Origin of the sequence: Neoroseomonas rubea (genome assembly GCF_016106015.1) — a bacterium.
Taxonomy (GTDB): domain Bacteria; phylum Pseudomonadota; class Alphaproteobacteria; order Acetobacterales; family Acetobacteraceae; genus Neoroseomonas; species Neoroseomonas rubea.
In genome coordinates this window covers 1-13,135 of record NZ_JACADQ010000095.1, presented here as the reverse complement: position 1 = coordinate 13,135, position 13,135 = coordinate 1, and the positions used below count along the sequence as shown (strand labels likewise).

General features: G+C 71.5%; 11 protein-coding genes and 1 pseudogene. 7 read left to right on the top strand and 5 right to left on the bottom strand.

The annotated features are described in order from the left end of the window. A pseudogene (locus HW577_RS11515) lies at positions 1 to 224 on the top strand (hypothetical protein); the annotation flags it as partial. A gap of 6 nt (positions 225 to 230) precedes the next feature. Here the strand turns inward: HW577_RS11515 and HW577_RS11510 are convergent. Genes HW577_RS11510 through HW577_RS11495 form a run of 4 tightly spaced genes read right to left on the bottom strand, consistent with a single transcriptional unit; the run spans position 231 to position 3,749 of the window. After that, positions 231 to 1,025: an N-acyl homoserine lactonase family protein gene (locus tag HW577_RS11510; RefSeq protein ID WP_198376280.1), complete on the bottom strand. Its 795-nt coding sequence runs from the start codon at positions 1,023 to 1,025 to the stop codon at positions 231 to 233. A 4-nt stretch (positions 1,026 to 1,029) separates the two neighbouring features. Further along, positions 1,030 to 1,965 (bottom strand): NAD(P)-dependent oxidoreductase, encoded by a 936-nt coding sequence (locus tag HW577_RS11505; protein ID WP_198376279.1) that lies wholly within the window; start codon positions 1,963 to 1,965, stop codon positions 1,030 to 1,032. 30 nt (positions 1,966 to 1,995) lie between these two features. Next, a complete protein-coding gene (locus tag HW577_RS11500; RefSeq protein WP_198376278.1) occupies positions 1,996 to 2,769 on the bottom strand; it encodes an MBL fold metallo-hydrolase in 774 nt (257 codons plus the stop codon). Positions 2,770 to 2,780: 11 nt separating this feature from the next. Beyond that, positions 2,781 to 3,749 (bottom strand): Bug family tripartite tricarboxylate transporter substrate binding protein, encoded by a 969-nt coding sequence (locus tag HW577_RS11495; RefSeq protein WP_198376277.1) that lies wholly within the window; start codon positions 3,747 to 3,749, stop codon positions 2,781 to 2,783. 134 nt (positions 3,750 to 3,883) lie between these two features. Between HW577_RS11495 and HW577_RS11490 the strand changes: the two genes are divergently transcribed. Genes HW577_RS11490 through HW577_RS11480 form a run of 3 tightly spaced genes read left to right on the top strand, consistent with a single transcriptional unit; the run spans position 3,884 to position 8,612 of the window. Further along, positions 3,884 to 5,536 (top strand): hydantoinase B/oxoprolinase family protein, encoded by a 1,653-nt coding sequence (locus tag HW577_RS11490; protein ID WP_198376276.1) that lies wholly within the window; start codon positions 3,884 to 3,886, stop codon positions 5,534 to 5,536. Further along, entirely contained in the window at positions 5,533 to 7,635 is a 2,103-nt protein-coding gene (locus HW577_RS11485) for a hydantoinase/oxoprolinase family protein (protein ID WP_198376275.1), read from the top strand. The genes HW577_RS11490 and HW577_RS11485 overlap by 4 nt, the downstream gene beginning before the upstream one ends. Continuing rightward, positions 7,632 to 8,612: a Bug family tripartite tricarboxylate transporter substrate binding protein gene (locus HW577_RS11480; RefSeq protein WP_198376274.1), complete on the top strand. Its 981-nt coding sequence runs from the start codon at positions 7,632 to 7,634 to the stop codon at positions 8,610 to 8,612. The genes HW577_RS11485 and HW577_RS11480 overlap by 4 nt, the downstream gene beginning before the upstream one ends. Positions 8,613 to 8,670: 58 nt before the next feature. Here the strand turns inward: HW577_RS11480 and HW577_RS11475 are convergent, their stop codons facing one another. Further along, positions 8,671 to 9,276, bottom strand: a complete 606-nt coding sequence (locus HW577_RS11475; protein WP_232474864.1) for a glutathione S-transferase family protein — start codon at positions 9,274 to 9,276, stop codon at positions 8,671 to 8,673. 138 nt (positions 9,277 to 9,414) lie between these two features. Between HW577_RS11475 and HW577_RS11470 the strand changes: the two genes are divergently transcribed. The 3 genes from HW577_RS11470 to HW577_RS11460 all read left to right on the top strand — a co-directional run. Further along, positions 9,415 to 9,846 (top strand): PaaI family thioesterase, encoded by a 432-nt coding sequence (locus HW577_RS11470; protein WP_198376272.1) that lies wholly within the window; start codon positions 9,415 to 9,417, stop codon positions 9,844 to 9,846. A 47-nt stretch (positions 9,847 to 9,893) separates the two neighbouring features. After that, positions 9,894 to 11,096 (top strand): acetyl-CoA C-acyltransferase, encoded by a 1,203-nt coding sequence (locus HW577_RS11465; RefSeq protein ID WP_198376271.1) that lies wholly within the window; start codon positions 9,894 to 9,896, stop codon positions 11,094 to 11,096. A 42-nt stretch (positions 11,097 to 11,138) separates the two neighbouring features. Next, on the top strand, positions 11,139 to 13,135 hold a 1,997-nt coding region (locus tag HW577_RS11460), incomplete at its 3' end, for a non-ribosomal peptide synthetase (protein WP_198376270.1).

The following is a 13,135-nucleotide window of genomic DNA, read 5'->3' as shown; positions in this document are numbered from 1 at the left end:
GTGCGAGGGCGGCGGAGGCGGCGCTGCTCGGCGCGCCCTTCGATGCCGCGGCGGCCGACCGCGCGGCGCAGGCGCTGGAAGCCGAGATCACGCCGCTGTCGGACCTGCGCGGCAGCGCGGTGTATCGCCGGATCGCCGCGGGCAACCTGTTGCGACGGCTCGCGCTGCGCGCGCCGGGCGCGATGGACCTGCCGGCCCCGCACGCGCCGCGCTTCATCGCCTGACCTACATCAGGCGATGGGGTCGCGGTGCAGTTCGACTGCGATGCCTTCGAGCCCCGGCACGGCGGGATAGCGCCGCATCACCTCCGGGTCGTGGCCCGGCACGATATGATTCGACGTCGGCGCCAGAGCGCGCAGCCGGTCATAGCCTTCGAGCATGCCGCCGACATGGAAGGCCGTGGTGAAGGGCCGGCCGCTGTCCATGTTCTCGTAGAAATGCGTGACGTCGGAGGCGAGTACCACAGGCCCGCGCGCCGTGTTCACCCGAACGCATTGCAGCCCCATGGAATGCCCGCCCACCGCATGCAGCGTGATCCCCGGAAAGGGATCGGCGTCGCCCGTGTAGAACACCACGCGGTCGGCATAGGCCATGCGTACGATGCCGACCACGTCCTCCACCTCGAAGGAATGGCGCAGGCGCGGATAGCGCATGTAGCGGCCGCAGGCGTAGTGCATCTCCTGCTCCTGCAGGTGGAAGCGCGCCTTCGGGAACTTATGGAAGGTGCCGACATGGTCGTAGTGGAGGTGGGAGATCACCACATCCTCCACCGCCGCCGGATCGATGCCGAGAAGTGCGAGGCTGTCCACCGGGCAACGCATCCAGGCGCGCTTACGCTTCCTCGCGACCGGTTCCGTGAAGCCGGTGTCGAGGATGATGGCGCGATCCTCATTCACCATGGCCCAGACGAAGTAGTCCATCGGCATGGGGGCGTCGTGCGGGTCGCCGCCGATGAAATGCTCGTGCCGCCGCGCCTCCCGCATCGCGTAGCGCAGCGCATAGACGCGGTACTCGTCCGCTGGCATCGCCTCAGCCGCCCTTGTCCGAGTCCAGCACGGCGCGCACGGCGGCCGGGTCGCAAGCGATCGAAACGCCCGCGCGTTCCAGCTGCAGCTTCATGGGCGAGCGGCTGTCGAGATTCTCCCAGCCGCGGTTCAGCGCCTCGTTCACATCCTCCAACGTCAGGTTGCACAGCCGCATCGGCACGCCAAGCTCGCGGCCCATGTTCACCGCGAGCGAGATGTCCTTCTGCGCCAGCTTCAGCGTGAAGGAGGGCGGGTCGTAGTGGTTGATGAGGAACTGCTCGCCCAGCCGGTCGAAGGTGCGCCGCCGCCCCAGCGCGCCCTGTCGCACCACGCGCCACAGTTCGAGCGGGTCCATCCCCGCCTTCACCCCCATCGAGAAGACTTCCGCCATCACCGTCTGGATCGCGTAGCCTGCCATGTTGTGCACGAGCTTCGCGACCGTCGCCGTGCCGATCGGCCCGATATACGCTGCCTGGTCGCCGAAGCTGTCGAGCAGCGGCTTGTACTTGTCATACACAGCGCGGTCGCCGCCGACCCAGATGGCGAGCTTGCCGGTCTCGGCCCCCTTGGGCCCGCCGCTGACCGGCGCGTCGAAGGCGTATGCACCCTTCTCCGCCAGCGCGTCCGCGACGCGGCGCACCAGCGCCTGGGAATTGGTAGAGAGGTCGAACAGCGCGGCACCTTTCTGAACCCCGGCGAGGATGCCATCGGGGCCGAAGACCACGGGCTCGACCTCCTTCGGGCCGGGTAGGGAGGTGAAGATCACCTCGCATTGCTCGGCCACCGCCTTGGGCGTGTCCGCCCACACCGCGCCGGCGGACAGGCGGTTCGCGCCGGCCTCCCGCCGGATGTCGTGGATGACGAGGTCATGCCCCGCCTTCTGAATATTGGCGGCCATGAAGGCCCCCATGGTGCCGAGCCCGATGAACCCAACCTTCATGGCAATGTCTCCCCAGCCTCGCCGCGCGCCTCAGGGCGCGAGGTCGAAGCGCGTCATGGTGTCCAGGTCGTCGCCGAACCAGGCCTTGATGCCGGCCCGGTGTGCGCCGATCGCGCGCGGGATGCCGTTCTCGACCACCATCGGCAGGTCGTGGCCGGGGATCAGCAGGCACCCCGGGCGGCTGCGGCAGATCTCCCACACCATCTCGACCGTCGCGCGGCTGACCGCGGGGTCGTAGGTCATGTCCGTGCGGCGCGTCGTCAGCTCCACGCGGTTCTTCACCGCGTCCTGCAGCAGCACGCAATCCTGCCCGTCACCCTGGATGACGAAGATCAGGTGCCCCGGCGTATGGCCCGGGGCGAGATGCGCGGTGATGCCGGGCAGCACCTCCGCCCCGTCATCCATCAGCACCAGCGTCGGCCATGTGGAAAGGCCCGCCACCGCGTGTTCCGGCACCGGCGTCTCCCCCCAGGGCACGCCGAGCGCCCAGGCCATCTCGCGCCGCCCCGCATGGATGCGCGCCTGGCGGAAGATCGGCCAGTTCACGCAATGGTCGTGGTGCAGGTGGCTCAGCAGCATGTCCGTGACGTCGCCGGACGTGAGCCCGCGCGCGGCGAGCATGCCCACCAGCACGCGCCGCATGCCGAAGCCGCCGCCATCCAGCAGCACGACGCGCCCATGCCCGCGCAGCAGCAGCACCGTGCTCCAGCCCAGGCCGCCATGCGGGTCCGCCTTGCCGGGGAAGCCGTTAACCAGGATCTCGAGCTCCCAGCCGCCGCCGCGCCAGCGCATGCCGTCTTCCATCCGAAGTCTCCTCAATCCGCCGTGGCGCCGGAGGAGCGGGCGACGGGAATCCACAGCGCGAGCTGCGCGTCCCAGAAGGTTGCGAGCTCCTCCGCGCTGCCGCCGCGCGGATCGACGCCGACATCGACCAGCCGCTGGCGGATCGCGGGCGAGGCGACCGCGGCGCGTGCGGCGCGTTCCAGCCGCGCGACGACCGGCGCCGGCGTGCCCACCGTCGCGAAGACCGCGTGCCAGTTGTAGGATTCGTAGCCCGGCAGGCCGGCTTCCTCGGCCGTCGGCACCTCCGGCATGGCGGGGCTGCGCGTGCGCGTGGCCATGGCGAGCGCGCGCACGCGCCCTTCGCGCACCATCGCCACATAGGGCGGCAGCGTATCGACCATCATGTCCACCGTGCCGGCGATCAGGTCGTTCAGCGCGGGGCCCGAGCCGCGATAGGGCACGTGCACCATCTCGACGCCGATCAGGCCGGCCAGCATGTGGCCCGACAGGTGCACGATCGTCCCCGGGCCGGAGCTCGCATAGGTCACGCGCCCCGGGTTGCGGCGGACATGCTCGACGAATTCCCGCAGGTTCGCCGCGGGCAGGCGCGGATTCACCACGATGATGTTCGGCACCAGCCCGACGAGCGAGACCGGCACGAAGGACCGCCGCATGTCGAAGGGCAGGTTGCGGTAGAGCGCCACGTTCAGCACGGCCGAGGAGGCGGTGTGGAAGACGATCGTGTAGCCATCCGCCGGCGCCGTCAGTGCCGCCTGCGATCCGATCACCCCGCCCGAGCCGCCGCGGTTCTCGATCACCACCGGCTGGCCGAGATCCTCCGCCATGCCCTGCGCGACCAGGCGCGAGACGATGTCCGCGGCGCCGCCGGCGGCGAAGGGCACGATCATGCGCACCGGCCGCTCGGGGAAGCCGCCCTGCGCCGCGGCGGGCGGTGCCAGCATCGCGGCGCAGGCGAGGATCAGCGCTGTCAGCGCGCGCATGGCGCTTTCTCCCATCCGGTACGACGCTTCGTGCGCCATTCCGCCCAGTAGAGCGGCGCGGGCGCGACGCGTCCAGACGCCACGCCGTCATTTGATGGGTTGCGCGCGCGGCCGCGCGGTTGAACCATCCCCCCATGCCCGAGCCCGACGCCTTCGACCCCATCAGCCTCGAGATCCACTGGTCCCGGCTGATCTCCATCGCCGACGAGGCCGCCACAGGCCTGCTGCGCACCGCCTTTTCCACCATCGTGCGCGAGTCGAACGACTTCGCCACCGTGCTGATGGACCGCAACGGCGACAGCGTGTCGGAGAACACCGGCGGCATCGCCTCCTTCTCCTGCATCCTGCCCAAGACGACAAAGACCTTCCTGCAGCGCTTCCCAGCCGAGACCTGGCGACCGGGCGACTGCGTCATCACCAACGATCCCTGGCTCGCCACCGGCCACCTGCCGGACTTCACCGCCGTCACGCCGATCTTCCACCGCGGCGCCCTGGTCGGCTTCGCGGGATCGATTTCCCATTCGCCCGATGTCGGCGGGTCCCTCTGGTCGGCCGATTGCCGCGAATTGTTCGAGGAAGGCATCCGCGTCCCGCCCTCGCGGCTCTATCGCGCCGGGGAACGCAACGAGCAGCTGGTCGACATCCTGCTGTCCAACGTCCGCGTGCCGCGCCAGGTGCTGGGCGACCTCGAGGCGCAGGTCGTCGCCAACCGTGTCTGCGCGCAGGGTGTCGCGGAATTCCTCTCCGACACCGGCCTGCCCGACCTGCAGGGCCTGTCGGCGGCACTCACCGTCCGCGCCGATGCGGCGATGCGCCGCGCCATCGCCACCCTGCCCGATGGCACCTGGCGCAGCGTGCTGGAGGCGGATGGCTTCGACGAGGCGATCACGCGCATCGCCTGCGAGGTGACGATCCGCGGCGAGACCATGCACATCGACTATGCCGGCACATCCCCGCAGGTCGATCGCGGCATCAACTGCGTGATGAACTACACCCACGCCTATTCGGTCTATCCGATCAAGTGTGCGCTCGATCCCTTCACGCCGCGCAACGAAGGGTCCTACCAGGCGATCACGGTCAGCGCGCCGGAAGGCAGCATCCTCAACCCCCGCTTCCCCGCGCCGTGCAGCGCGCGGCAGCTCACGGGGCATCTGCTCGCGGGCGCGATCTACAAGGCGCTTGCACCCGTGATGCCGGAAAAGATCATCGCCGAATGCGGCGGCGCGCCGACCATGCGCGCGCTGTTCAGCGGCCTGACGGCGGATGGCGACCGCTTCTCCCAGGTGCTCTTCGCCTCGGGGGGCATGGGCGCATCGCCTCATCGGGACGGGCTGCCGACCACCGCCTTCCCGACCAATGTCGGCGCAGGGTCGATCGAGGCGTATGAAAGCGTCGCACCGCTGGTCGTGTGGAAAAAGCAGTTGCTGCCGGATTCCGGCGGCGCGGGCCGCTTCCGCGGCGGGCTGGGGCAGGAGGTGGAGATCGAGGTGCGCGCGCCCGACGCGGTGCGGCTCTCCCTGCTGTCGGACCGTCGCGACCATCCCGCGCTCGGCGTGCTCGGCGGCGCACCCGGTGGTGCGGCGCTGATCGAACTTGTGGACGGCACGCGGCCGCACCCGAAGTCCCGCACGACGGTGCCCGCGGGCGCGCGGCTGCGCCTGCATTACGCGGGCGGCGGCGGCTATGGCGACCCGAAGCAGCGCGATCCGGCGGCGCTCGCGGCGGATGTGCGGAATGGGTACGTGACGGCCGAAGGTGCGGCGCGCGACTACGGGGTGAAGCCATGACCCCCACCGCCCGCATCGGTGTCGACGTCGGCGGCACCTTCACCGACTTCGTCCTGCACGACCCGGCGCGCAACCTCGTCGCCACCGGCAAGCGCCTGACCACGCCCGACGACCCGTCCGAGGCGATCGTCGCCGGCATCGCGCGCCTGCTCGAGGAAACCGGCCTGCCGCCCGCGGCACTCCATTCCGTGGTGCATGGCACGACGCTGGTGACCAACACGATCATCGAGCGCACCGGCTGCAAGGTCGGGCTGCTGACGACAGAGGGCTTCCGCGACTCCGTCGAGATCGGCAAGGAGACGCGCTACGACCTCTACGACCTGTTCCTCGAACCCGCGCCGACGCTGGTGCCGCGCGCGCTGCGGCTGGAGGTGCCGGGCCGGCTCGACGTGCACGGCGCCGAACTTAAGCCGCTGGACGAGGCCGCCGTCACACGCCAGGCCGCCGCGCTGGTGGCCGAGGGCGTGGAGGCCATTGCCATCGGCTTCATGCATGCCTGGCGCGATGCGCGGCATGAGAAGCGCGCGGCCGAGATCGTCCGCGCCGCGCATCCCGGCATCGCGCTGACGCTCTCCTCCGCGGTCGCGCCGGAGATCCGGGAATTCGAACGCATCTCCACCGCCTGCGCCAACGCCTATGTCCAGCCGCGCATGCTGCGCTACCTCGACAGGCTGGAAGCGCGGCTGGCGGAGCTCGGCGTCAAGGGCGCGCTCTACGTCATGCTCTCGGGCGGCGGCATCGCGAGCGTGCAGGAGGCGAAGGACTTTCCCATCCGCCTGATCGAATCGGGCCCGGCAGCGGGCGCGATGGCAGCCTCCTGGCTCGCGCGGCAGTCGGGGCTCGACCATGTCGTCTCCTACGACATGGGCGGCACGACGGCGAAGATGTGCCTCATCGAGAACGGCGCGCCGGACAGGAAGTTCGAGTTCGAGGCCGGGCGCGTCCGCCGGTTCCAGAAGGGATCGGGCCTGCCGCTCAAGGTCAGCGTCGTGGACATGATCGAGATCGGCGCCGGCGGCGGGTCCATCGCGCGCGTCGACGAAGGCTCCGGGCTGATGAAGGTCGGGCCGCGCAGCGCGGGCGCGAAGCCGGGCCCGATCTGCTACGGCCGCGGAGGGACCGAGCCGACGGTGACGGATTCCGACCTCGTGCTCGGCAGGCTCGACCCCGCCTATTTCCTCGGCGGCGAGATGGCGCTCGACCTCGACGCGGTGAAGCGCGCGGTGACCGACCGGCTCGCCACGTCCCTGCGCGTGACGCCGGACGATGCCGCGCTCGGCATCCGCCGCATCGTGGACGAGACCATGGCGGCCGCGACGCGCATGCACCTGGCCGAAAAGGGCCGCGACCCGCGGCGCTACACGCTGGTCGCCTTCGGCGGCGCGGGGCCTGTGCATGCCTGCGACCTCGCGCGCCTGCTGAAGATGCGCCGCGTGCTGGTGCCGCTCGGCGCCGGCGTCGCCTCCGCACTCGGCTTCCTCGTCGCCCCGCCGGCGACCGACCTGGTGCGCAGTCTGGTCGGGCGGCTCGAACGGCTCGACTGGGCGAAGGTCGCCGCGCTGTACGCGGAGATGGAGGCGGAGGCCCGCGCGCTGCTGACCGGCGCGGGCGCCGATCCGGCGTCCATCGTGTTCCGCCCCGCTGCCGACATGCGCTACGTCGGCCAGGGCTTCGAGATACCTGTGCCGCTGCCGACCATGGCCCCGACCGCGGCGGACCTCCCGGCGATCCGGGAGTCGTTCCTCGCCGCCTACGGCGAACGCTTCGGCCGCGCGCTGGACGAATTGCCGGTCGAGGCCCTGACCTGGCGCCTCGCCGCCACCGCACCCGGGCGCGACATCGACATGAAGGGGGCCAACGTCATCGAGGGTCGCGCCGCGGCGCGCGGTGTGCGAAGCGCCCTTTTCGAAGGCCATGGCTGGTGCGACTGCGCGGTGATCGACCGCTACGCGCTGGCCCCCGGCGCGGCCTTCGAAGGCCCGGCGCTGGTCGAGGAACGCGAATCCACCTGCGTCGTCCCTCCGGGCGCGCGCGTGACGGTGGATGCCTTCCGCAACCTCGTCATCGATCTTCCCACCCCCCAGGAGGCTCCGTCATGACAAGAACCAGCCGCCGCGCGCTGCTCGGCGCATCCCTCGCCTTGCCCGCCCTGCGCGCCGCGCGCGCGCAGGCCGTCTGGCCGACGCGCCAAGTCACCTTCGTCAATCCCTGGCCGCCGGGCGGATCCTCCGACACCATGGCGCGGCTGTTTGCCCAGCGCTTCTCGGACACGCTCGGCCATCCCTTCGTGGTGGAGAACCGCGCCGGCGCCTCCGGCACCATCGGCCACAACCACGTCGCGCAGCAGCGACCGGATGGCGCGACGCTGATCTTCGGCACGAACAGCACCTATGCCATCGCGCCGCATCTGCTGACGCAACTGCCCTACGACAACCGCACGGCCTTCACCGGCGTGACGCTCGTCGCGCGCACGGCGCAGGCGGTCTGCGTGCATCCCTCCGTGCCGGTGAACACGATCCAGGAATTCCTCGCCTATGTCCGCGCGCGGCCGGGGCAGGTGAATTTTTCCTCCGCCGGCATCGGTGCGACGAGCCATCTCGCGACCGAACTGCTCATGGCCGCGGCCGGGCTCGACATGGTTCACGTGCCCTATCGCGGGGGCGCGCCGTCGGCGCAGGCGGTGCTGTCGGGCGAGACGAAGATGTCCTTCATCGACGCCATCACCGCCCTGCCGCACAGGCAGGCCGGCACGGTGAAGATGCTGGCGGTCTCGACCGCCACGCGCTCGCCGCTCGCGCCCGACGTGCCGACGCTGCAGGAGGCGGGCGTGACAGGGTTCGAATCCTCGACCGACATGGCGATCCTCGGTCCCGCCGGCCTGCCGGCACCCGTCACCGAGGCGATCGCGGCCGCGGTGCGCGCGGCCGTGGCGGACCCCGCCTTCCGCCAGCGCGTCATCGCCCAGGGCGCCGACCCCGTCGGCGGCACGCCGGCGGAGTTCGCCGCCTATTGGACGCGGGAAAGCGAGAAGTGGGGCAACCTCATCCGCGCGCGGAACATCCGCATGCCGGGGTAATGCCGGCAGGGCATCGCGCGCGGGGCTGTTGGGGCGGCCGCGCGCCGAACGAAGAGCCCTATCGCGGCGGCGGCACCGTCGCCGCGACCGAGGCGCGGGACTGCGCCGCGTCGAACAGCGCGGCAAGCACCGGCCGCCCCTGCCGCCAGGCGAAGGAGGGGTGGCGCACTTCGCAATAGCCTAGCAGCGCCACCAGCGCGAACCACGCGGCGTCGCGCGTCGCGAACCCGCCCGCCGCCGCGTCGCGTTCCAGCGCATCGGCGATGCGCACGGCGCGCAACGCCTCCAGCGCGATAACGCCGGGGCTGCGTTCATGCTCCGGCCGGCGCAGTTCCCGGTTCCACACCGCGATGCCGTCCATCATGCCGAGCACGCGGCCATAGGCGGCGAGCGCGCGCGGCGCGTCGGGCCCGGGGAGCAGCCGCCGCGCGGGTTCCACCAGGCTGTCGAGCATCATCAGCACCGGCGTCGTCTCGGTGATGGTCGTCCCATCCTCCAGCACCAGCGCCGGCACGCGCCCGACCGGGTTGAACGGCAGCAGGATGGAGGCGGGGTCGCGCAGCGTCGCCTCCTCCACCAAGACGCGGTCCGTCAGGTCGAGTTCGATCACCGCCATGCGGGCGATGCGGGCATAGGGCGAGCCGGGGGCGTGGAACAGGCGCATGGCCGCCACGCTAGACCCGTTTCGCGTCCTGCCAAGACCGCGCGACGGGGCCCGCGGATGTTTTCCGGGGGATCGCGTCGGTATCGTCGGTCGTGACACCCCGTTGACGCCGCCAGCCCGGCAGGCGAAGCCAGCGCCATGACCGACGCCCCCGCCCCCTTCGACCCCGCCGCGCATGGCTGGAAGCATCTCCGCTGGCATGAGGAAGGCTTCCCCACCCTGGTCGGCCCCTTCTGGTCGAAGAAGGAGGGCGACGGCTGGGCCTATGGCCTGGTCGCGGAACCGCGGCACGGCAATGCGCATGGCATCATCCATGGCGGCATGCTCGTCACCTTCCTCGACCAGATCCTGGGCGTGACCTGCTGGGAGGCGGGCAAGCGCGGGCCGGTCGTGACCATCCAGCTCAACACGCATTTCGTCTCGGGTGCCAAGGCGGGGGAGTTCCTCGAAGCGCGGGCGGAAGCGGTGCGCGCCACGCGGTCGGTCGTCTTCGTGCGCGGGCAGATCACGGTGGGTGATCGCATCGTCGCCACCGCCGACGGGGTGTGGAAGCGGCTGGGCGCGCCCTGACCGCCTGCGCTAGCCTTCCCGCCAACCAAGGCAGGGAAGGAAGCGCCATGCGCCGCGCCGTCATCGTCTCCACCGCCCGCACGCCGATCGGGCGCGCCTATCGCGGCGCCTTCAACGACACCAATGCGCAGACGCTCGGCGGCCATGCCGTGCGCGCGGCTATCGATCGCGCCCGCCTCGACCCGGCAGAGGTCGAGGACGTGATCATGGGCGCCGCCCTCCAGCAGGGCTGCCAGGGCGGCAATGTGGGGCGGCAGGTGGCACTTGCCGCCGGCTGCCCGGACACGGTGCCGGGGATGAGCCTCGACCGGCAATGCGCCTCCGGCCTCATGGCCATCGCCACCGCGGCGAAGCAGATCCTGCATGACGGGATGCAGGTGGCGGTCGGCGGCGGGCTCGAATCCATCTCCCTGGTCCAGAACGAGAAGGCCAACTGGTACCGCCGCGCCGACCCCGCGCTGATGGACCGCGTCCCCCAGCTCTACATGTCGATGCTCGAGACCGCTGAGATCGTCGCCGACCGCTACGGCATCAGCCGCGACGCGCAGGACGAATACGCCTATCGCAGCCAGCTGCGCACCGCCTCCGCCCAGGCGGGGGGCGCCTTCGACGACGAAATCGTCCCGCTGCCCACGATCATGAAGCTCGCGAACAAGGAGACGGGGGAGGTCCTCGACGTCCCGACGACGCTGAGGAAGGACGAGGGCAACCGCGCCGACACGACGCTCGAAGGGCTGCAATCGCTCAAGCCGGTGTTCAAGGACGGCATGGTGGTCAAGCAGGGCCGCTTCATCACGGCGGGCAATGCCAGCCAGCTCAGCGACGGCGCCTCGGCCTGCGTGCTGATGGAGGAGAAGGAGGCATCCCGGCGCGGGCTCCAGCCGCTGGGCATCTGGCGCGGCATGGCGGTCGCCGGCTGCGACCCGGGGGAGATGGGCATCGGCCCTGTCTTCGCCGTGCCGAAGCTGCTGAAGCAGCACGGGCTGAAGGTCGAGGATATCGGCCTGTGGGAGCTGAACGAGGCCTTCGCCTGCCAGGTGCTGTATTGCCGCGACCGCCTCGGCATCCCCGACCATCTCCTCAACGTCGATGGCGGGGCGATCTCGATCGGCCATCCCTACGGTATGTCCGGCGCGCGCATGGCCGGGCACGCGCTGATCGAGGGGAAGAAGCGCGGCGTGAACTTCGTCGTCGTCACCATGTGCGTCGGCGGCGGCCAGGGTGCCGCGGGCTTGTTCGAGGTGGCCTGACGCCCCCATCTGACCGGCGCGCCCCGATCGGAGACGCCCACCATGGACGCCGCCTGCTGGACCCCCGCGCGCCTCGTCGTCGCCCTCGCCTCGCGCGGGCCGCGGCCCGCCGTCGTGACGATGGAGGATGGCCGGCCGCGCGCCTGGCCGGGAGGCGCCCTGGCGAGTGACATCGAGCGTCTCGCCACGGGGCTGATTGCGGCGGGCATCGCGCCGGGCGAACCCGTCGCAATCCACGCGCCGAATTCGCCCGACTGGATCGTGGTGCGCCTCGCCCTCGGCGCCGCCGGCGCGCTGCCCGTCGCGATCGACGATCTCTCGGGCGCCGAGGACGCCGCCGCCATCATCGCCGATGCCGGCTGCCGCTGGCTCTTCGCTTCCGCCGCCCACGCGGCCGCCCTCCCGCCGCGCGACGGGCTGCGCATCGTGCTGGTGGACCGCCCCGATGCGCCGGGGGGCTGGCACGCCCTGCGCGCGGAGGCCGCCGCGCCGCTGCCCGACCTGCCGCCCGAGGCCGAGGCGATGGTCGTCTACACATCGGGCACCACGGGCGCGCCGAAATCCTTCGCGCTGACGCATGCGAACCTGACGGCGAACCTGCGCGGCGTGATCGCGACCGACATGATCGGGCCGGAGGACCGGATGCTGGTGCCGCTGCCGCTGCACCACGTCTATCCCTTCCTGGTCGGGCTGATGACGCCGATCGCGTCCGGTGCGGCCATCGTGCTGCCGGAAGCGGTGACCGGCCCGCTGCTCGTGCAGGCGCTGAAGGAAGGGGAGGCGACGATCATGATCGGCGTCCCCCGGCTCTATGTCGCGCTGCTGGCGGGGCTGGAGGCGCGGGTCGCCGCGCGCGGGCGCGTGCCGCAGGCGATCTTCCGCGCGCTGCTCGAAGTGGCGACCAGCCTGCGCAAGGGCGGGCTCGATCCGGGGCGGCACCTGTTCGGCGCGCTGCACACGCAGATGGCCCCGCGCCTGCGGCTGATGGTCTCGGGTGGCGCAAAGCTCGACCCGGAGGCGGCCTGGACGCTGGAGGCGCTGGGCTGGCGCGTGCTGAACGGCTACGGCCTGGCCGAGACCGCATCCCTGTTCACCGGCAACACCCCGGCGGCGCAGCGCGTCGGGTCGGAAGGCCGGCCCGTCGCCGCCGGCACCGCCATGCGCATCGACGAGCCCGACGCGCTCGGCATCGGGGAGATCCTGCTGCGCGGCCCGAACGTGTTTTCCGGCTACCGCAACAACCCCGAGGCGAACGCCGCCGCCTTCACCGCGGATGGCTGGTTCCGCACCGGCGATCTCGGCCGCATCGACACGGACGGGTTCCTGCACGTCACCGGCCGCAGCAAGGAGGTGATCGTCCTCGGCGGCGGCAAGAAGGTGATGCCGGAGGAGGTCGAGGCCGCCTACGGCGCGAACCCCGTCATCAAGGAAGTGGCGGTGCTGGAACGCGACGGCGCGCTGGTCGCGCTGGTGGTCCCCGACCTGGCCGCGCTCCGCGCCACGGGCAGCACGCGGGCGGAGGATGTGGTGCGCGTCGCACTCGCCGAAGCGGGGCAGGGCCTGCCCTCGTTTCAGCGGCTGGCCGGCTATGCGCTGGCGCGGGAGGCGCTGCCGCGCACGCGGCTGGGCAAGGTGCAGCGCTTCCGCCTGGCCGCGCTGTATGACGAGCTCCGCGCCGGCCGCACCGCCCCGCCGCCGCCGCTGACCGAGGAAGAAGCGGCGCTGATCGCCACCCCCGGCGCGCGGGAGGTGTGGGAGATCCTCGCCGCCCGCTACGCCGGCAAGCCGCTCTCGCCGGGCGCGCATCCGTCGCTCGACCTCGGCATCGACAGCCTGGAATGGGTTTCGCTGGCGCTCGAGATCGAGAACCGCACCGGGCTGCGCCTGACCGAGGAGGAGATGGCGGAGATGACGAGCCTGCGCGCGCTGCTGGAGCGCGCGGCGGGCGGCGCGCCGTCCCTGCCCGCGCGCAGCGCCGTCGACCTCGCGGCGGATGCGGCGCGGGCGACGACGCAGCCCTCGCCCCTGCTGCTGCCGCT

Coding starts and splice junctions, on each gene's coding strand:
- HW577_RS11470 (WP_198376272.1), top strand. CDS start 9,415: ATGACCGACGCCCCCGCCCCCTTCGACCCCGCCGCGCATGGCTGGAAG.
- HW577_RS11465 (WP_198376271.1), top strand. CDS start 9,894: ATGCGCCGCGCCGTCATCGTCTCCACCGCCCGCACGCCGATCGGGCGC.
- HW577_RS11500 (WP_198376278.1), bottom strand. CDS start 2,769: ATGGAAGACGGCATGCGCTGGCGCGGCGGCGGCTGGGAGCTCGAGATC.
- HW577_RS11485 (WP_198376275.1), top strand. CDS start 5,533: ATGACCCCCACCGCCCGCATCGGTGTCGACGTCGGCGGCACCTTCACC.
- HW577_RS11475 (WP_232474864.1), bottom strand. CDS start 9,276: ATGCGCCTGTTCCACGCCCCCGGCTCGCCCTATGCCCGCATCGCCCGC.
- HW577_RS11490 (WP_198376276.1), top strand. CDS start 3,884: ATGCCCGAGCCCGACGCCTTCGACCCCATCAGCCTCGAGATCCACTGG.
- HW577_RS11480 (WP_198376274.1), top strand. CDS start 7,632: ATGACAAGAACCAGCCGCCGCGCGCTGCTCGGCGCATCCCTCGCCTTG.
- HW577_RS11510 (WP_198376280.1), bottom strand. CDS start 1,025: ATGCCAGCGGACGAGTACCGCGTCTATGCGCTGCGCTACGCGATGCGG.
- HW577_RS11495 (WP_198376277.1), bottom strand. CDS start 3,749: ATGCGCGCGCTGACAGCGCTGATCCTCGCCTGCGCCGCGATGCTGGCA.
- HW577_RS11505 (WP_198376279.1), bottom strand. CDS start 1,965: ATGAAGGTTGGGTTCATCGGGCTCGGCACCATGGGGGCCTTCATGGCC.